19 protein-coding genes, 1 tRNA gene, 1 riboswitch and 1 other annotated feature are annotated in these 19,830 nt (G+C 45.0%); of the genes, 19 read left to right on the plus strand and 1 reads right to left on the minus strand.

The window, feature by feature from the left end:
• Positions 1–23 precede the first annotated feature (23 nt).
• From MWM02_RS04300 to MWM02_RS04320, 5 genes are all read left to right on the plus strand, one after another.
• The gene (locus MWM02_RS04300; RefSeq protein WP_244403020.1) at positions 24–782 is read left to right on the plus strand and encodes a hypothetical protein; all 759 of its coding nucleotides are present in this window, start codon (positions 24–26) and stop codon (positions 780–782) included.
• Between the two features lie 28 nt (positions 783–810).
• Positions 811–1,740 carry an FTR1 family iron permease gene (locus tag MWM02_RS04305; protein WP_064549629.1) on the plus strand — a complete coding sequence of 310 codons (930 nt, stop codon included), beginning with the start codon at positions 811–813 and terminating at the stop codon, positions 1,738–1,740.
• A gap of 76 nt (positions 1,741–1,816) precedes the next feature.
• Positions 1,817–3,253, plus strand: coding sequence for a nucleoporin-interacting protein (locus tag MWM02_RS04310; RefSeq protein WP_081260186.1), 1,437 nt, complete (start codon positions 1,817–1,819; stop codon positions 3,251–3,253).
• Positions 3,254–3,271: 18 nt separating this feature from the next.
• Positions 3,272–5,044, plus strand: a complete 1,773-nt coding sequence (gene uvrC / locus MWM02_RS04315) for an excinuclease ABC subunit UvrC (protein WP_244403021.1) — start codon at positions 3,272–3,274, stop codon at positions 5,042–5,044.
• A 69-nt stretch (positions 5,045–5,113) separates the two neighbouring features.
• A riboswitch (Lysine riboswitch) is annotated at positions 5,114–5,294 on the plus strand.
• Between the two features lie 113 nt (positions 5,295–5,407).
• Entirely contained in the window at positions 5,408–6,634 is a 1,227-nt protein-coding gene (locus MWM02_RS04320; protein WP_244403022.1) for an aspartate kinase, read from the plus strand.
• Positions 6,635–6,659: 25 nt separating this feature from the next.
• Here the strand turns inward: MWM02_RS04320 and MWM02_RS04325 are convergent, their stop codons facing one another.
• Positions 6,660–7,115 (minus strand): YslB family protein, encoded by a 456-nt coding sequence (locus tag MWM02_RS04325; protein WP_244403023.1) that lies wholly within the window; start codon positions 7,113–7,115, stop codon positions 6,660–6,662.
• Between the two features lie 275 nt (positions 7,116–7,390).
• On the opposite strand from MWM02_RS04325, the gene MWM02_RS04330 reads away from it, so the two are divergent.
• The 14 genes from MWM02_RS04330 (at position 7,391) to ilvN (ending at position 19,815) form a co-directional block, all read left to right on the plus strand.
• Positions 7,391–7,999 carry a succinate dehydrogenase cytochrome b558 subunit gene (locus MWM02_RS04330; RefSeq protein ID WP_064549634.1) on the plus strand — a complete coding sequence of 203 codons (609 nt, stop codon included), beginning with the start codon at positions 7,391–7,393 and terminating at the stop codon, positions 7,997–7,999.
• A 30-nt stretch (positions 8,000–8,029) separates the two neighbouring features.
• On the plus strand, positions 8,030–9,787 hold the full coding sequence (gene sdhA / locus MWM02_RS04335; RefSeq protein WP_064549635.1) for a succinate dehydrogenase flavoprotein subunit: 1,758 nt from the start codon (positions 8,030–8,032) through the stop codon (positions 9,785–9,787).
• A gap of 3 nt (positions 9,788–9,790) precedes the next feature.
• Positions 9,791–10,552, plus strand: a complete 762-nt coding sequence (gene sdhB / locus MWM02_RS04340) for a succinate dehydrogenase iron-sulfur subunit (RefSeq protein ID WP_064549636.1) — start codon at positions 9,791–9,793, stop codon at positions 10,550–10,552.
• 275 nt (positions 10,553–10,827) lie between these two features.
• Positions 10,828–11,052, plus strand: a complete 225-nt coding sequence (locus MWM02_RS04345) for a helix-turn-helix domain-containing protein (RefSeq protein WP_003248783.1) — start codon at positions 10,828–10,830, stop codon at positions 11,050–11,052.
• A gap of 230 nt (positions 11,053–11,282) precedes the next feature.
• Complete coding sequence (locus MWM02_RS04350; RefSeq protein ID WP_064549637.1) at positions 11,283–11,726, plus strand: MarR family winged helix-turn-helix transcriptional regulator; 444 nt, start codon at positions 11,283–11,285, stop codon at positions 11,724–11,726.
• Between the two features lie 9 nt (positions 11,727–11,735).
• On the plus strand, positions 11,736–12,530 hold the full coding sequence (racE, locus tag MWM02_RS04355; RefSeq protein ID WP_064549638.1) for a glutamate racemase: 795 nt from the start codon (positions 11,736–11,738) through the stop codon (positions 12,528–12,530).
• A gap of 99 nt (positions 12,531–12,629) precedes the next feature.
• The gene (locus MWM02_RS04360; RefSeq protein ID WP_064549639.1) at positions 12,630–13,706 is read left to right on the plus strand and encodes a GerMN domain-containing protein; all 1,077 of its coding nucleotides are present in this window, start codon (positions 12,630–12,632) and stop codon (positions 13,704–13,706) included.
• A 154-nt stretch (positions 13,707–13,860) separates the two neighbouring features.
• Positions 13,861–14,631 carry a ribonuclease PH gene (rph, locus tag MWM02_RS04365; RefSeq protein WP_064549640.1) on the plus strand — a complete coding sequence of 257 codons (771 nt, stop codon included), beginning with the start codon at positions 13,861–13,863 and terminating at the stop codon, positions 14,629–14,631.
• Positions 14,628–15,233: an XTP/dITP diphosphatase gene (locus tag MWM02_RS04370; protein WP_064549641.1), complete on the plus strand. Its 606-nt coding sequence runs from the start codon at positions 14,628–14,630 to the stop codon at positions 15,231–15,233. Before rph ends, MWM02_RS04370 begins: the two co-directional genes overlap by 4 nt.
• Before the next feature lie 6 nt (positions 15,234–15,239).
• Entirely contained in the window at positions 15,240–15,749 is a 510-nt protein-coding gene (locus MWM02_RS04375; protein ID WP_244403024.1) for a metallophosphoesterase family protein, read from the plus strand.
• A 238-nt stretch (positions 15,750–15,987) separates the two neighbouring features.
• Positions 15,988–16,061, plus strand: a tRNA-Arg gene (locus MWM02_RS04380).
• Between the two features lie 262 nt (positions 16,062–16,323).
• Positions 16,324–17,223 (plus strand): branched-chain-amino-acid transaminase, encoded by a 900-nt coding sequence (ilvE, locus tag MWM02_RS04385; protein WP_064549643.1) that lies wholly within the window; start codon positions 16,324–16,326, stop codon positions 17,221–17,223.
• Between the two features lie 16 nt (positions 17,224–17,239).
• Positions 17,240–17,510: a binding site (T-box leader), on the plus strand.
• A gap of 74 nt (positions 17,511–17,584) precedes the next feature.
• Positions 17,585–19,318: an acetolactate synthase large subunit gene (ilvB, locus tag MWM02_RS04390; RefSeq protein ID WP_244403025.1), complete on the plus strand. Its 1,734-nt coding sequence runs from the start codon at positions 17,585–17,587 to the stop codon at positions 19,316–19,318.
• Positions 19,297–19,815 (plus strand): acetolactate synthase small subunit, encoded by a 519-nt coding sequence (gene ilvN, locus MWM02_RS04395; RefSeq protein WP_064549645.1) that lies wholly within the window; start codon positions 19,297–19,299, stop codon positions 19,813–19,815. The genes ilvB and ilvN overlap by 22 nt, the downstream gene beginning before the upstream one ends.
• Positions 19,816–19,830 lie beyond the last annotated feature (15 nt).

Raw genomic sequence — 19,830 nt, forward strand, 5'->3', positions numbered from 1 at the left:
ATGGTGTAGGAGGAGATCGAATAATGAGGCGATTTTGTTTATTTTTTTCTTTGGCGTTGATATTCATTCTCAATAGTATCCCGATTTCTGTTTTTGCGTATTCTTACGGTGATCCGAATGAAGAAAAAGTGGCAGAAGTTTATAAACAAATGGCGGAAAAGTTAAACGAGCAGCCGCCAAACTTTGCGGAGGCGCGCAAAATTTTCGAAACGGTAAAAGAGGAAATAGATATGCATATGGGAACGGAGCCTTCGCAAGCAGTGTTATCGGCGATCGACAAAAAAGATAAAGAAGCTGTTTTAAAAAATATGGAAAAAATTCTTGTTTTAAATATCGCACGCCGGTTGGAAAATATCGAGAAAAATTTTGAGCAGTATGATACGAGCAAACGGTTATTAGCGAAGGCGTTTGCTACATACGAAGCGCTTTCCCCGATTGTACAAGGCAAAGATGCAGCACTTGATAAACGGCTAAGAGACGAATTCAATAAAGCGCTGCAGTCGCTGGGAAATCCTGGATTGTTTGGTGTCGGCGAAAAAAAAGCAAACATTGAGCAATTTAAGAAAAGCAAAGAAACAATTTTAACGTCGCTGCAAAAGCAATTTGGGTTGAAAAGTTTGAAGGTGGGACATTTTTCGGAGAGTGCAACGGAAAAGCCACAAGAAGTGCAGAAAAAAGAATGGACGGACTTATCGAAATTAAAAAACTGGATTCCGATTGCGATTCTTCTTGTTGTGATTGCCGGGGTTGTCGTGTATTCATGGCGTCGCAAGCGGACTTGACGGATGAAAACAAAGGGGGACATATGCAATGGAAGTTCAAGCGCTGCTGATTACGTTCCGCGAAGCGCTCGAGGCGCTGCTGATTGTCGGCATTATTACATCCTATTTAAAACGCGTCGACCATCAAGAATATACGAAATACGTGTGGCTCGGCGCAGGATTGGCGATTTTGGCGAGCGTTGGGGTCGCGATTCTTTTCCAAGTTGTGTTCACCGGTTTTGCCGCGATGGGAAGCGAAGCGTATTTAAAGATCGGCATTATGTTTGTTTCCGCAGTTTTGTTGACGCAAATGGTCTTTTGGATGGCCGAGCATAGCCGCGATATGAAAAAAAGCGTCGAAGGAAAAATGGATCAATTTATTACTACGGGCAATGTCATCGGCATGGTCATTCATTCGTTTTTGGTCGTGCTCCGCGAAGGAGTCGAAACGGTCTTTTTCTTTGCCGCGATTACGCACGGCAACATCGGTGCGGCGATGCAAGGATGGGGAGCGGCGACGGGAATTGCGATTGCGGTGATCGTCAGCTATCTTTTTTTCAAAGGAACGATGCGCATTCCGCTAAAGACGTTCTTTAAAGTAACGGGAGCGTTCATCGTTTTGATTGCCGCGGGCTTACTTGTCCAAGGCATTTCGATGCTTCAAGATTTAAACATCATCGGCAGCGTGATGCCGCACGTTTATGATTTAACATGGCTGCTTCCGGAACATCCGATTGATTATGAACATTATCTCCGCGATCACGGCGTTGCGCCTGTCTTTTCAGGAGAGGTCGGCGTGTTTTTGAAAGCGCTCTTCGGCTATTCGTCCATGCCGTCGCTTGAAGAAATCATCGCTTATATTGGATATTTTGTCGTCGTTTATGTATTAGTGACGAGCCGCAATACGAATAAAAAAAATGCGGTGCAAACAAAAACAGCCGTTCAAGCGCTTGAACCAAAAGAGAAAAGGGTGATGTAAAAAGTGCAAGGCTTAGCCTTGTGCTTTTTCATCTTTTTGGCGAAATCGCGCTGCGGAGAAAAAGGGGAGAAAAATGCTGAAACATTTAGGAAATAACCGGCTTTTGTCGTATTTCAGTTTATGTATTTTATTTAGCCTGCTGCTTGCGGAAATTCGTTACGCCAGCCCTTACGCGGCGACATGGGATCAAGTCGATTTTGCCTTGGCATTAGACCGTTATGATTTATTGGCGATGCAGCCGCATTTTCCGGGGTATCCATATTTCGTGTTGGGCGGCATATTTATTCATGTGTTTGTTGACAATCCGGCCAAAGCGCTATCCATCTTTAATGTCATTGCTTTGTTTTCGGCAACGATCCCGATCGTTCTCCTGTTAAAAAATCATTTCCCGACTCCCATGTCATTGTTCATTAGCGCGCTTATCCAATCGGCAAGCTATGTGATGGTCATTGCGGGCCAGCCGATGTCGGACGGGGCGGCGCTGGCGGTGCTGTGGTGGTATTTTTGGTCCATCGAATTGGCGAGAAAACGCGATGCATGGTGGATGCAGCTTCTTCCGCTTGCCTTTTTTAGCTTATTGATGGGAATCCGCTTGTCGTATGCTCCATTTGCGGTCGCGATCTTATGCTTATGGTATGAAGATTGGAAAAAACATCGCAGTGTCGGCCGACTCGGGTGCTTTTTGACAGCAGCGGCCTTTTTCCAATTTATTTGGATAGCTGCGGTCGCGGTGGCGGAAGGAAGCTTCCATTCCTTTTTCAAGCTGGCTCTCTCGTTTACGGGCGGCCATTTCGAGGAATGGGGGGGGACGGCAGCAAGTGACATACAGCCGTTATGGGAGCGAGTGATTCATTTTTTGTTTTATAATATTTTATGGACAGGAATAGCAAGCCAAAACGTGATCCTGCTTTTTTTGTATATCGTGGCATGGGCGGCGATATGGCGGATGAGGAAATCCATGTTTCCCCGCTGGCTTCTCGTTTCCGGATTTGCGTATTTTCTTTGGGCGCTATTTGCCCAAAACATTGAGAAGCCGCGGCACATTCTCCCCCTTATTCATCTCGTTTTATTTTACGGATGGACATGCTATATCCGCAATCATATGTCTATGTATCGTTGGAGTATCGCAGTGGCTGTGTTAGCTGTGCAATTCGTAACGGGAACATGGCATCTGCGCGAACAAGCGCTACAGTTGCCAGCAACGTACCAGTTAGCGTATGATTTACAAAAAAGCAAAGAGAAATTCGTTTTGTATACATGGGAAGAAACGCGTGTGCTCCAATACCTCGATGTGGATTTTCCGCATAAAGATGTGCTGCACTTTTCATTTTTTTTACAGGACAAGGCGAACTATCGGCATGTTAAAATTTATATGACTGATCATGTGGTCAAAGGATTTCAAAAGCAAGGGGTTTCCCTTTCTCGTCATGTGCGGAAAGTGAAAACGTATCGTTCCAGCACACTGTCAGATCCGGTGTACGGAAACATTACGCTGTATGAATGGCTGAATTAATGTAATGGAGTGGTTATGATGCATGATCACTTAAAAGAAAAATTAGCCGTGCTCCCGGAGCAGCCGGGATGTTACTTGATGAAAGATAAAAATGGCACCGTCATATACGTCGGCAAAGCAAAAGTGCTGAAAAACCGCGTGCGTTCGTATTTTACCGGCACGCATGACGGAAAAACGCAGCGGCTCGTCAACGAAATTGCCGATTTTGAATATATCGTCACTTCTTCGAATGTCGAAGCGCTTATTTTAGAAATGAACTTAATCAAAAAGTATGATCCGAAATATAACGTGATGCTTAAGGATGACAAAAGCTATCCGTTTATCAAGATTACCGCCGAAAAGCATCCTCGCCTAATCATTACACGAAAAGTGAAAAAAGACGGTGGAAAATATTTCGGACCGTATCCGAACGTGCAGGCGGCAAACGAAACGAAGAAACTGTTAGATCGCATTTATCCGCTGCGCAAATGTTCGACTATGCCGAACCGCGTCTGTTTATATTATCACATGGGGCAATGTCTTGCGCCGTGCGTGCATCCGGTGTCCGAACAGCAAAATAAAGAAATCGTTGAGCAAATTGTCCGCTTTTTAAACGGCGGGTATAAAGAAGTGAAAGAAGAGCTTGCGGAAAAGATGAGGAAAGCGGCCGAAGCGCTCGAATTTGAAAGGGCGAAAGAATACCGCGATCAAATCGCCCATATTGAAGCGACGATGGAAAAACAAAAGATGGTCATCAATGATTTCGTTGATCGCGATGTGTTCGGCTATGCGTATGACAAAGGCTGGATGTGTGTGCAAGTATTTTTCATTCGTCAAGGAAAACTGATTGAGCGCGATGTATCGATGTTTCCGATGTATCAAGACCCGGATGAAGAGCTCCTCACATTTTTAGGACAATTTTATGCAAAAGCGAACCACTTTAAGCCGAAAGAAGTCATTTTGCCTGTCGACATTGACGGGGAGCTTGCCGAGCAGTTACTGGAAGTAACGGTCGTTCAGCCGAAAAGAGGAAAGAAAAAGGAACTTGTCGATTTGGCGAGCAAAAACGCGGCAATTGCTTTAAAAGAAAAATTTTACTTAATCGAGCGGGACGAAGAACGGACGATCAAAGCGGTCGAAAACTTAGGAAAAATGTTGGGGATTCCGACGCCGCATCGCATTGAGGCGTTTGATAACTCCAACATTCATGGCACCGATCCTGTTTCGGCAATGGTCGTGTTTATCGATGGAAAACCGGAGAAAAAAGAGTACCGCAAATACAAAGTCAAAACGGTGGAGGGACCGGATGACTATGGATCGATGCGCGAGGTGGTGCGGAGGCGCTATACGCGTGTGCTGAAAGAAAAGCTTCCGCTTCCCGATTTAATTATTATTGACGGCGGAAAAGGACATTTAGCTGCGGTAAGGGATGTGCTTGAAAACGAATTAGGGCTTGATATTCCGCTTGCCGGGCTTGCAAAAGATGATAAGCACCGCACATCCGAGTTAATCATGGGCGATCCGCCGCAAATCGTTCCATTAGAGCGAAACAGTCAAGAGTTTTATTTATTGCAACGCATTCAAGATGAGGTGCATCGGTTTGCGGTGACATTTCATCGGCAAACGCGCGGAAAAACGATGTTGCGCTCTTTGCTGGATGACATCCCTGGCGTTGGGGAAAAGCGGAAAAAAGCGTTGTTAAAGCATTTCGGGTCCATTAAAAACATGAAGGAAGCGACGGTGGAAGAATTGCAAAAAGCGAACATTCCGCGCTCCGTCGCCGAAAAAATTTATGAGAAATTGCGAGAATAATATTGTCAACGACATAAAAGTTTGATATGATTGCAATAAATTTTATATTTATACGCTTCCAAACGCCGAAGTGAAGATAGAGGCGCGAACTTCAAGAGTACACATTCGGAGGAAAATGAGTTCCGAAGATGGATGTGGAAAGGGGAGCTTCGCCGAAGTGGAAAAAGTCTCATTGCTTTTTCCGCTGGTCCTGCGTTTAAGAAATGTAGGACTGTCAAGATGGGTTTCATCTTGGAGAGCTATCTCACTGTGCGGGGCGAATTCGATTTTTTCGTTTCGTGATGCACAGCAATGGGATTTCTCTCATTGCTGTTTTTATTTGCAAGCAATAAGCGACATTCATAGGTAAAAGGGTGAGACAGAGTGGGAATTATTGTACAAAAATTTGGCGGAACGTCTGTTGGTTCGATCGAAAGAATTCAACATGTGGCGAATCGGGTCGTTGAGGAAGCAAAAAAGGGAAATCAAGTCGTCGTCGTTGTTTCAGCGATGGGAAAAACAACCGATGAACTTGTCAACTTAGCGAAACAAATTTCCCATCATCCGAACAAGCGCGAAATGGATATGCTTCTTTCGACGGGAGAACAAGTGAGCATTGCGCTGCTTGCAATGGCGCTTTATGAAAAAGGATACAAGGCCGTTTCGTTAACGGGATGGCAAGCGGGAATTACGACGGAAGAAATGCATGGCAATGCCCGCATTATGAACATTGACACGGCGAGAATCCGCCGCCATCTCGATGAAGGAGCGATTGTGATCGTTGCGGGATTTCAAGGGGTGACGGAAACAGGGGAAATTACCACGCTCGGACGCGGCGGCTCCGATACGACGGCGGTGGCGCTGGCGGCAGCGCTAAAAGCAGACAAGTGCGATATTTATACGGACGTAACCGGCGTGTTTACGACAGATCCGCGTTATGTAAAAACGGCAAGAAAAATAAAAGAGATTTCTTATGATGAAATGCTTGAGTTAGCCAACTTAGGGGCGGGAGTGCTGCATCCGCGCGCCGTTGAATTCGCGAAAAATTATGAAGTGCCGCTCGAAGTGCGTTCGAGCATGGAAAACGAAAGCGGAACGATCGTAAGGGAGGAAGTTTCAATGGAACAGCATTTAATCGTGCGAGGAATCGCGTTTGAAGATCAAGTAACGAAAGTGACAGTATATGGAATCCAAAATAGTTTATATACATTGCCGACTATTTTTACAGCGCTTGCCAATCGCGGCATCAATGTAGATATCATTATTCAGAGCGCCACTAACTCAGAAGAAGCGTCCGTTTCTTTTTCGATTCACACTCAAGACCTACCAGAAGCGCTTCAAGTATTGCAATCTTTGGAAGGAGCGAACGTGCAATACGAAAGCGGTTTGGCCAAAGTGTCGATCGTCGGCTCCGGCATGATTTCCAATCCGGGAGTAGCCGCGAAAATGTTTAAAATTTTGGCGAATAGAGGAATTGAAATAAAAATGGTCAGCACATCGGAAATTAAAATTTCCACAGTGATTGACGAAGAAAACATGGTACGAGCAGTTGAAGCGCTTCATGAAGCGTTCGAACTCGCCGATGAAGCGAAAGAGGCGCACGCAAAATGACAGAAGCCTGCGCTGCGCAGGCTTCTTAGCCATTTATTTCATCTTTGCGATCCCATTTAATAATGATTAGTACTTTATTAACCCGTTTCTTTTGCTGTTCGAACGCTTCGGCAACGCGGCGCTTTTGGTGCTCGATTTGCTGGGCGAGAAAGCCCGCTTCCAGCTGGAACGTACAATTTTCGTGAAGAGCGAACCGCGCGGTAATGATCGGGCCTGTCAATTCGACATGCAACTCGTCGCTGCGCTCTTCGACAATGGAAAGTGCTCCCCATCCGGCCTTTTCAAAAAATGCGATAATATCGGGCATTGTTTCTAGCGGATAGCGGCGCGCCAAGCTTTTACCAGCCCAGTATAAAATGTTTGCTGTTTCTTTCCCGAGCAATTCAGGAAGAAGAATTTGTCGAATTAGTTCAGAGCCAAATGCGGAAATATGAATGTCTTCTAATGCCTTATATTGTTCTTCTAGTGATGGTAGTTTCACATGCTTCCCCTCTTTCTATCTATCAACATTATAACGAAACGCAGGGGAGCATGCATTATCTTTCTGATGATTTTTAGATGTTGTTTTAATATTCAAACGTTTGAACATTTTGTGACTTTGTTTTCTTGACGCTTTGTGCAATGTGGGAGTACAATGAATGTGACACAATGATTAATGGGAATGGAAGCAGTTACAAACTCTATTAATCATTAATGTTCTTTGTGGATGGGGAGCACTATTTTCATCGTTGTTACTATTTAAAGGGGGTTTACATAATGGCAGGAAATCGCGAGTTTTATTACCGTCGGCTCCATTCACTGTTGGGAGTCATTCCAGTGGGGATCTTTTTAGTGCAACATTTAGTCGTAAACCATTTTGCGACAAGAGGACCGGAAGCGTTTAACCGCGCTGCTTCCTTTATGGAGAATTTACCGTTTCGTTATTTTTTAGAAATATTCGTCATTTTTCTTCCGTTGTTGTTCCACGCCATTTATGGGCTTTATATCGCTTTTACGGCGAAATTTAACGTGGGGCGTTACGGGTACTTCCGTAACTGGATGTTTATGTTGCAGCGAATCACCGGAATCATCACATTAATTTTTGTGACATGGCATGTATATGAAACTCGAGTGCAAGCCGCATTTGGAGCGGACGTAAATTATGAAATGATGGCGAATATCGTCGATAATCCGGCTATGCTTACATTTTATATTGTCGGAATTTTATCAACGGTGTTCCATTTTGCAAACGGTTTATGGTCCTTCTGTGTAAGCTGGGGGTTAACGGTGTCTCCTCGTTCACAACAAGTTTTTACATACGTGACAATGATCATTTTTGTCGCGCTTTCCATCGTCGGCATTCGTGCCATCTTAGCATTTGCTTAATACTAGCAATCTTTTAGGGAGTGAGTAGCAATGAAAAAAGGAAAAATCATCGTAGTTGGTGGCGGTCTAGCTGGACTAATGGCAACGATTAAAATCGCGGAAGCAGGCGTGCCTGTTGAGTTATTTTCTCTTGTGCCTGTAAAGCGGTCTCACTCTGTCTGTGCGCAAGGTGGGATTAACGGCGCGGTTAACACGAAAGGGGAAGGCGATTCTCCTTGGGAACATTTTGACGATACCGTATATGGCGGCGACTTTTTAGCAAACCAGCCTCCGGTAAAAGCGATGTGCGAGGCGGCTCCGGGTATCATTTATATGCTTGACCGCATGGGAGTCATGTTTAACCGTACTCCTGAAGGGTTGCTTGATTTCCGGCGCTTTGGTGGAACGCAGCATCACCGCACTGCATACGCAGGAGCGACGACGGGGCAGCAAATACTATACGCGCTTGATGAACAAGTGCGTCGCCATGAAGTAGAGGGGCTTGTAACGAAATATGAAGGATGGGAGTTTTTAGGCGTTGTTTTAGATGATGAACAAATTTGCCGCGGAATTGTCGCGCAAGACTTGAGATCAATGGAAATTAAAGCGTTTCCTGCAGACGCGGTCATTATGGCGACAGGCGGGCCAGGAGTCATTTTTGGAAAATCGACGAACTCGATCATCAACACAGGTTCGGCGGCGTCTATTGTCTATCAACAAGGTGCTTATTACGCAAACGGAGAGTTTATCCAAATTCATCCGACGGCAATTCCGGGAGACGATAAATTGCGGTTGATGAGTGAGTCGGCCCGCGGGGAAGGCGGAAGAGTCTGGACATATAAAGATGGAAAACCTTGGTATTTCCTTGAAGAAAAATACCCGGCTTACGGAAACCTTGTGCCTCGTGATATCGCAGCGAGAGAAATTTTCCACGTTTGCGTTGACTTGAAGCTCGGTATCAACGGGGAAAACATGGTATATCTTGACCTTTCCCATAAAGATCCGAAGGAACTAGACGTAAAACTCGGCGGTATTATTGAAATTTACGAGAAATTTATGGGCGAAGATCCTCGCAAAGTGCCGATGAAAGTGTTCCCAGCTGTACACTACTCGATGGGCGGCTTATGGGTCGATTATGACCAAATGACAAACATTAAAGGGCTGTTTGCTGCTGGCGAATGCGATTACTCCATTCACGGCGCTAACCGTCTTGGAGCGAACTCCTTATTATCAGCGATTTACGGTGGTATGGTTGCCGGGCCAAACGCGGTCAGATACATTCGCGGTTTGGAAAAATCGGCAGACGCAATGCCGTCATCGCTATACGATCGCTACGTCAAACAAGAAGAAGAACGCTGGAACAACATTTTATCGATGGATGGAACAGAGAACGCTTACGTGTTGCATAAAGAGCTTGGTGAATGGATGACAGCAAACGTGACAATCGTCCGCTACAACGACAAGTTGCTGAAGACTGATGAAAAAATTCAAGAATTGCTTGAACGCTATAAAAATATCAGCGTAACGGATACATCGAAATGGAGCAACCAAGGAGCGACATTTATCCGTCAATTGTACAATATGCTTCAACTAGCGCGGGTCATCACGCTGGGCGCTTACAATCGTAACGAAAGCCGCGGCGCGCACTATAAACCGGAGTTCCCAGAGCGCAATGACGAAGAGTGGCTCAAAACGACGATGGCGCGTTATACTCCGGATGGACCGGCGTTCCACTATGAAGATGTTGATGTATCGTTAATTAAGCCACGCAAACGCGACTACACGAAAAAGAAAGAGGAAGTGAAGTAAACGATGAGCGAGAAAAAAACGATCCGACTCATTATAACACGTCAAGACCGTCCTGATTCTGCGCCATACGAAGAAGAGTTTGAAATTCCGTATCGCCCGAATATGAATGTCATTTCCGCGCTGATGGAAATTCGCCGCAATCCGGTGAACGCAAAAGGGCAAAAAACGACCCCAGTTGTATGGGAAATGAACTGTCTTGAGGAAGTATGCGGCGCTTGTTCGATGGTCATTAACGGCAAACCGCGGCAAGCATGTACGGCGTTAATTGATAAATTAGAGCAGCCAATCCGTTTGGAACCGATGCGCACGTTCCCGGTAGTGCGCGACTTGCAAGTAGACCGCAGCCGTATGTTTGATTCGTTGAAAAAAGTAAAAGCATGGATTCCGATTGACGGAACGTACGACTTAGGTCCTGGTCCGCGTATGCCAGAACGGAAACGCCAATGGGCATATGAGCTCTCCAAATGTATGACGTGCGGCGTATGTTTAGAAGCATGCCCAAACGTCAACAGCAAATCGAACTTTATCGGTCCTGCGCCGCTTTCCCAAGTGCGCCTATTTAACGCACATCCGACAGGCGCGATGCATAAAGCGGAACGGATGAAAGCGATCATGGGAGACGGCGGTTTGGCGAACTGCGGCAACTCGCAAAACTGTGTGCAGGCTTGTCCAAAAGGAATTCCGTTAACGACTTCGATCGCTGCGCTAAACCGCGAAGCGACTATTCAGATGTTCCGCAACTTCTTTGGCAGCGATGAAGTATAATATGATGAAAATCCTCTTCATGCCTTTCATGAAGAGGATTTTTTGTTGGATGGGGAACAAATGAATAAAACATACAGGGAAAATTGTTCCTTAGAGCGAGGCGGTGCGGAAAACGCTCAACAGTTTCAGACAGCGGCGCTTGTTTAGAAAAAACACCTATTTTTCTATTAGATAAGCGAAATTCCGTCACCGTAACCCTTTCTTTCACATACTATATGGTGAATAATACCCATCCGGTAGTTCAGGTCTAGTGAAAGCAAGGAGGGTTACAATACTTGAAGGATAAATCATTTCAACCGAAGCCGTTGCTAACGAAAAGAGAGAGAGAGGTATTTGAATTATTAGTTCAGGATAAGACGACAAAAGAAATTGCTAGAGAACTGTTTATTAGTGAAAAAACGGTTCGTAACCACATTTCGAATGCAATGCAAAAACTTGGGGTAAAGGGGCGATCCCAAGCGGTCATTGAATTGCTTCGAATGGGGGAGCTTGAACTATAAGGAATGCCGGCTAACCTTACTTTTAAGGTAGCCGGTTCGTTATATTTTAGAGTCAATAACATTGTCCAGCGCTTAATTTTAAAGTCTCAGTAGTGAAAAACTGTTGATTATGCAAGAAAGTATAGTAAAATGAACATGATGCAGCAAAATTGTCGAAATCGATGCTTTTGAATTGCATTTTTGTAGAAAAACGTTAAAAATAATAAATGCGCCGTTGTAGGGGAGATTGTATGCCGTTCCACTTGGATGAAAAGGCGGTTGCCGAACTCGAAAAGCTGCTTCGCTATATTGCCGTGATTTTAAAACAACGAGGCCGCGAAATTTTAACGCAGTATCCGATTACACCGCCGCAATTCGTTGCGTTGCAGTGGCTGTTGGAAGAAGGGGACTTGACGATTGGCGAATTATCGAACAAAATGTATTTGGCGTGCAGCACAACAACAGATTTAGTAGACCGGATGGAAAGAAACGGACTCGTTGCTAGAGTAAAGGACCGGCATGATCGGCGAGTCGTGCGCATTCATCTTCTTAAAGAAGGTGAGCGAATTATCGAGGAAGTGATTAAAAAGCGCCAACACGACTTGGCGCAAGTGCTGCAAAGTTTTTCCGATGAAGAAATTGTCTTTTTAGAGAAATGTTTACGAAAATTACATCAAGAAATGAAAAAAGAATGAGGCGATCACTTGGAAAGAGCAATTGGTGTTATTGACTCAGGAGTTGGCGGATTAACTGTTGCAAAAGAAATCATGCGACAATTGCCGAAAGAACGGATTATTTATCTTGGAGATACGGCGCGTTGCCCGTACGGACCACGCCCAGAAGAAGAAATTCGTCAATTTACATGGGAAATGACGAATTATTTATTGCAGTATAATATTAAAATGCTTGTTATTGCTTGTAATACGGCAACAGCCGTTGTATTAGACGAAATTCGGGGGCAGCTCGACATCCCGGTATTAGGCGTGGTACATCCCGGAGCTCGTGCGGCGCTAAAAGCAACGAAGAACGGTCATATCGGCGTGATTGGTACGATTGGCACGGTAAAGAGCGGCGCGTATGAAAAGGCGCTAAAGTCCATTAACCCTCGAGTTTATGTAGAAAGTTTGGCGTGCCCAAAATTCGTTCCGCTTGTAGAAAGCGGAAACTTCGAAGGGGAAGAAGCAAAGAAAATAGTTGCCGAATCGCTTGAGCCGTTTAAGTCAAGCAATATGGATGTCCTTATTTTAGGATGCACTCACTACCCTTTGTTAAGTCCCCTTATTCGGGAGTATATGGGAAAACGTGTCAAACTTATTTGCTCCGGCGATGAAACGGCGCGTGAAGTTAGCGCGATTTTGCATCATAGCCATCTTCTTTATACAGGGCAACGAGCGGCAGAACATTTGTTTTTTACCACGGGGTCGAAGGAGCTGTTCCAAAAAATTGCTTCGAAATGGTTTGGAAAGCCGATAGAACGCGTTCAAACGATTGAATTATAAAAAATCCTTTAGCTTTTGCGCTAAAGGATTTTTTTTATTCTATTTTCCCAAAATGCTCGTATACATAGTAGTACAAACTATGTGTAGGAGGGAAATTTCATGTTCAACCGAGGAGCGTGGAAGCTAGCCGCATCCGTTGTCGCATCGTTGCTATTGCTTAGCGGCTGCGGGCTATTTGGAAAGGATGGAGCGGTTAAGGAAATTGACCCGCCGCAGGATGTGAGCTATTTAAAAGATGGGCAATCATTGCAAGAAACAACTGAAAAACAAAAAGAAGAAAAAGATGTGAAAAAAGCAACGGAAACGGTGAAACGCGAACTTTACTTAATTGATAAAAATGGATTTGTCGTGCCGCAGACGGTGGAGCTGCCAAAGACAGATGCCGTAGCAAAGCAAGTTCTTGAATATTTAGTAGAAGACGGCCCTGTTTCGGAGATGCTGCCGAACGGGTTTCGCGCTGTACTGCCGGCAGATACACGCGTGTTAGGGGTAAAGCTGGAGAAGGATGGTACCATTATCGCTGATTTCTCGCCGGAGTTTGCAAATTATAGACCAGAAGATGAAAAGAAAATTTTACAGGCGATTACATGGACATTGACACAGTTTGATAATGTGAAGAAAGTAAAAATTCGCATTAACGGCTACGACCAAGATGTCATGCCTGTCAATAAAACGCCTATCCAAGATGGCGTCAGCCGCGCCGATGGGATTAATTTAGAAGCAAACGGTGTTATTGATATTACAAATACTCACCCCGTTACCGTTTATTTTGTCGCGCAGCAAGGGAGCAATACGTACTACGTTCCTGTAACACGGCGCGTGTCCAATAAAGAAAAAGATGATATTGTTGCCGCGGTGAACGAATTAATTAAAGGACCGAGCTATGGCAGCGGCCTTGCAAGTGAGTTTCAGCCAGATACTCAGCTAGTTGGAAAGCCAAAATATGAAGATGGGAAAGTGACGTTAAACTTCAACGAAGCAATTTACGGCAGCAATAAGAAAAATGTCATTTTGGATCATGTATTAAATTCGCTTGTTCTTTCATTAACGGAGCAAAAAGGAATTGAAAGTGTCGCGATTACGGTAAACGGAAAAGCAAATCTTGTAAGGGAAGACGGAAAGCCGTTATCCGAACCGGTGACAAGGCCGGAAAAAGTGAACGCAGAAAGCTTTTAAAAAATAATTTATTTGACAGCAGAAGCTTACACTATTTTAGAAAAATTATCATGTAAACGAATAGAGCGGCTAGCAGTTGGATGCGATATTATGATATAAAAAAGAGGTAGGCGGTGTGCTACCTCTTTCTGTTTATGGTAAAGGAGGCTTTTGAATGAGAGTAGATGGTAGAGAAAACAAGCAGCTGCGTCCTGTACATATGGAAAAGCATTTTATTAAACACGCGGAAGGATCGGTATTTATTACAGTTGGCGATACAAAAGTGATTTGTACAGCAAGTATCGATGATAAAGTGCCGCCGTTTATGCGCGGCGGTGGAAAAGGATGGATTACTGCGGAATATGCGATGTTGCCGCGAGCGACAGAGCAGCGAAACGTGCGGGAATCCAGCAAAGGAAAAGTATCGGGGCGGACAATGGAAATCCAGCGTCTTATCGGCAGGGCGCTTCGTTCTGTCGTTGATTTGGACAAACTAGGCGAGAAAACAGTATGGATTGACTGTGATGTCATTCAAGCGGATGGGGGAACACGGACAGCGTCGATTACAGGGGCGTACGTAGCGATGGTATTGGCGTTTGCGAAATTAGTCGAAGAAAAGAAGCTTGATGAACTTCCCGTAAACGATTTTCTAGCCGCTACATCTGTCGGGATCGACCCGGAGCATGGAATCATTCTTGACTTAAACTACGCGGAAGATGCGCGGGCGGAAGTCGATATGAATATTGTGATGACAGGAGCTGGCCGCTTTGTTGAAATTCAAGGGACAGGAGAAGAGGCGACATTTTCGCGGGAACAATTAAACGAATTGTTAGATGCCGCAGAAATAGGAATTCGGCAGCTGATCGATATTCAGCGGAAAACGTTAGGGGAACTTGCAACGCAAATTGACATGAAGCGAAGCCAAGAAAGCGGGGATGCGTCATGAAACAAGTTATTATTGCGACGAAAAATGCTGGAAAGACACGGGAATTTCAAGCGCTTCTCGCAAAAAAAGGAGTAGAAGTGAAGTCGCTTCTAGATTTTCCGAATTGCCCGGATGTCGAGGAAACGGGCAGCACGTTTGCCGAGAACGCGATCTTAAAAGCGGAAGCGATGGCCCGTTATTTTCATACGATCGTGATCGCCGACGACTCCGGCTTAGCGATCGACGCTTTGCGTGGAAGACCGGGGGTGTACTCTGCCCGCTACGCTGGAGAAGAGAAGGACGATCAAAAAAATATAGCGAAAGTATTAGAAGAATTGAAAGGAGTGCCATTTGAAAAACGGACGGCACGCTTTCATTGCGCGCTTGCTGTCGCGGCTCCGGGACGCCGTACGACCGTCGTCGAAGCAACGTGCGAAGGGTACATTACAGAAACGCCAAAAGGGGAAAACGGATTTGGGTATGATCCGATTTTTTACGTTCCACAAAAAGGAAAAACGATGGCGGAATTATCCAAAGAAGAGAAAAATCAAATTAGCCATCGGGCCAAAGCGTTAGCGAAACTGGAAAAACAGTGGGATGAAATCATTAACGGTAAGGAGTAAAGAAAGATGAAGGTGTTAATTATTAGTGATAGCCATGGATTAACGAAGGAGTTAGAAGAAATCGCGGCGCGCCATCGCCATGAAGTAGATGCGCTCATTCATTGCGGCGATTCGGAATTGTCCACTGATCACAAAGAAATTGAGCATTTTTTGATCGTGCGCGGAAATTGTGATTTCGCCAAACAATTTCCTAACGAGCGAATCGAAGAAATTGATGGAATTCGTTTTTTTATTACTCACGGTCATCTTTATAATGTGAAAATGTCGTTAATGAATCTTTATTATCGCGCGAAAGAAGTAGAGGCAAAGGTGGTATGTTTTGGCCATTCCCATATCGCCGGCGTTGAGATGATCGACGGCATTTTATTTATTAACCCGGGAAGCATTTTGTTGCCAAGAACAAGAAAAGAAAAAACGTATGCGCTGTTGCAAATAGAAGACGGAAAAGCAACGGCCAGGTTTTACGAAGTCGATGGAAAAGAAGTGCACTCTCTTACGAAAACATTCACTTTATGAGCGGGGGGCCCTCGCTCTTTTTCATCTTGACTTTATCAAAAAAATTTTTTATAATGTAAAACGTCTTTGAAAAAATTATAATGATTAACGATGCGAAGTTCTTAATATCGAGTCCTAATCAAAGCGGTTCTTCAATATTCGATATAAGTTGCGAGCTGCCTCGGCGCATTTAACTGCTTTGAATTAGCTGGTAGAGGAAGAGGCAGTCGTCCAAAAAAGAAGAACGCAGTAACACCTTGTCCCAGTAGCTCAGCTGGATAGAGCAGCGGCCTTCTAAGCCGTCGGTCGGGAGTTCGAATCTCTCCTGGGACGCTAACCCTCTTTTTCCGTAATGGAAAAGGAGGGTTTATTTTTTTTTGCCGCAAACAACAAAAAATTTTTTGTTGCGGAAATTCATTGATTCTACCAATATGTAAGCGCATACAAATAGTCTAATGAATCGAAATATTCAAAAAAACCATATTGACTCTCTTTTGTTTTAGGATTATTATAATTTTCAAATAAATCAAACGATACACAATTGATGAGCAGCGCCATGAACAGCTCGTACTTACCAGGGAAGAGGGGAACAAAATTGAGTGAACAATGGATTTTTTTAAACGGTGAGTTTGTGACAAAAGAAAACGCGAAAATTTCGGTATACGATCACGGTTTTTTATATGGTGATGGTGTATTTGAAGGGATTCGTGTCTATAGCGGTAATGTATTTCGATTAAAAGAGCATATGGATCGCCTTTATAATTCGGCAAAATCCATTTTATTAACGATTCCTTATACAAAAGAAGAATTGACAGAGTATGTTGTTGAGACGATACGAAAAAACCAATATCAAGACGCATATATTCGCCTTGTCGTTTCACGCGGAGTCGGTGATTTAGGCCTTGATCCATATAAATGCCAAAAGCCGCAAGTTGTTATTATTGCCGAACCGCTGGCGCTTTTCCCTAAACATTTATATGAAACTGGAATCGAAGTGGTAACGGTTGCGACTCGAAGAAACCGTTCGGATGTGCTTAGCCCAAAAGTGAAGTCGCTTAACTATTTAAACAACGTTCTTGTCAAAATTGAGGCACATCTTGCTAACGTAAACGAAGCGTTAATTTTAAACGACCAAGGATATATAGCCGAAGGATCGGGAGATAACGTCTTTATCGTTAAAGACGAGGTAATATATACACCGCCTGGATACGTTGGAGCGCTTGAAGGAATTACTCGTCAGGCGATTATCGAAATCGCTCAAGAACTTGGTTATGTCGTAAAGGAGGAGCCGTTTACGCGCCACGACGTTTATGTCGCCGATGAAGTGTTTTTAACCGGAACGGCTGCCGAAGTGATCGCCGTTGTGAAGGTGGATGGACGTGTGATCGGCGAGGGCGTGCCGGGGCCGCATACAAAGCGGTTGCTTGAAGAGTTTAGACGCCGTGTCGTTTCTGAAGGGGTAAAAGTATACCAAACAAACGCGAATGTTGGATAATCAAAAAAATTTATATGAGAAAGCGATGAAGAGGACAAGTAGTCAGCGGGGACGGCATCTACAGAGAGCCGGGGTAGCTGGAAACCGGTGATGCTGCCGCTCGACGAACTCACCTCTGAGTGCCAACCCGAACGTTATGCAACTAGTAAGGTTGGACGGGTGGAGAACGCGCTTGCTTCACTCGTTACTAAAAAGAGCGATTGGTCGATTTACCGATCGCTCATGAGGTGGCCCTATGGCCACGAAGAAGGGTGGTACCGCGGAAAGTGAACCTTTTCGCCCCTTTGACCGAATCAAAGTAGGTCATCGAGGGTGAAAAGGTTTTTTTCATAGTGATGAAAAACGCGAGGGAGGATGGAAAATGTCAAGGATGAAAGTGGAGGAAAAAGCGCTTGAAAAAACGAAAATGAGCGGAGCATTAATGCTCATTGAAGCGTTAAAGTCGGAAAAGGTAGAAGTCATTTTTGGATATCCGGGCGGAGCGGTATTGCCGCTTTACGATAAGTTATATCAATCGGGAGTATTTCACGTATTAACGCGGCATGAACAAGGGGCCATTCATGCGGCGGAAGGGTATGCGCGCATTTCCGGGAAACCGGGCGTTGTGATCGCGACGTCAGGACCTGGAGCGACAAACATTGTGACAGGATTGACGGATGCGATGATGGATTCGCTGCCGCTCGTCGTATTTACCGGCCAAGTTGCAACGAGCGTCATCGGTTCCGATGCGTTTCAAGAGGCGGATGTTCTCGGAATTACGATGCCAATCACGAAATATAATTACCAAGTTCGGGATATAAGCGAGCTTCCGAAAATTATTAAAGAAGCGTTTCATATCGCCACGACGGGAAGACCGGGTCCTGTGTTAATCGATATCCCAAAAAATATTACCACAGCCGAAGGGGAGTTTGATTACAAACAAGGGGTCCATTTGCCAGGGTATCAACCGACGACACAGCCAAATCATTTGCAAATTCGCCGTCTTGTTGAGGCGGTTAGCCAATCGAAGAAACCTGTCATTTTAGCGGGAGCAGGCGTATTGCACGCAAACGCTTCGAATGAATTGAGAGAATATGCTGAACAGCAAAATATTCCAGTCGTTCATACGCTATTGGGTTTAGGCGGATTTCCAGCCGATCACCCACTGTTTTTAGGGATGGCTGGCATGCACGGCACGTATACAGCCAATATGGCGCTATATGAATGCGATTTGCTCATTAACATTGGGGCACGGTTCGATGACCGCGTTACGGGAAATTTAAAATACTTTGCGCCAAAAGCGACGGTCGCACACATTGATATTGATCCAGCGGAAATCGGGAAAAATGTGCCGACGAAAATTCCGATCGTCAGCGATGCGAAAGCGGCTCTGCAAGAATTGATTCATCAACAAGGAAAGCCGGCGGACACGACGGCATGGCTTGCCCAATTAAATGAATGGAAACGGCGATTCCCACTGTATTACGAAGATGACGCACAAACGATTAAGCCGCAAAAACTGATCGAAATGATTTATGAACTAACGAATGGAGACGCGATTATTACAACGGATGTCGGGCAGCACCAAATGTGGGCGGCGCAATATTACAAGTTTAATAAGCCGCATCGCTGGGTGACTTCCGGCGGGCTCGGAACGATGGGATTCGGCCTTCCGGCGGCGATCGGAGCACAGCTTGCCGATAGAAACGCTACGGTCGTTTCCATTGTCGGTGACGGCGGTTTTCAAATGACATTCCAAGAGTTAGCGGTTATTCAAGAATTACAATTGCCAATTAAAGTGGTGATCGTCAATAATCAAGCGCTCGGCATGGTTCGCCAATGGCAGGAACTTTTTTACGAAAAACGATATTCCCATTCTCTCATTCCAAATCAGCCGGATTTTGTAAAACTGGCAGAAGCGTACAATATGCCGGGCTTCCGGGCGAAAACGGAGGCGGAAGCAATGGAAGTGCTGAAGAAAGCATTTGCGATCAACGGTCCGGTTTTGCTTGATTTCCATGTCAAAGCGGATGAAAATGTATATCCAATGGTGGCGCCTGGAAAAGGAATACATGAAATGGTGGGGGTGAGACCGTGCGGCGAATTATCACAATGACCGTCAACAACCGCCCTGGCGTTCTCAACCGCATTACCGGGTTATTTACAAAGCGGCATTACAACATCGAAAGCATTACGGTAGGCCATACGGAAGTGGAAGGAATTTCCCGGATGACGTTTGTTGTCAATGTCGAAGACGAGCGGACGGCAGAACAAATTATTAAACAGTTAAACAAGCAAATTGACGTGCTGAAAGTCAACGATATTACCAACCAAGCGATTGTCGCGCGGGAGCTGGCGCTCGTGAAAGTGTCGGTGACGCCGGCACTCCGTCAGGAGATTTATACGCTCATTGAGCCGTTCCGCGCCTCGATTGTCGATGTAAGCAAAGACAGCCTCGTTATTCAAGTAACGGGCGAATCTGAAAAAGTCGAAGCGCTCATTGAATTGTTGCGCCCTTACGGAATTAAAGAAGTGGCAAGAACAGGAACAACAGCGTTTACACGCGGCTCTCAAAAAACAGCCGCTATGCATAAAACTGCTTTCATTATCTAAAACACTACGAAAAGG

This window comes from Parageobacillus sp. KH3-4, from assembly GCF_022846435.1.
GTDB classification, from domain to species: Bacteria; Bacillota; Bacilli; order Bacillales; family Anoxybacillaceae; genus Parageobacillus; species Parageobacillus thermoglucosidasius_A.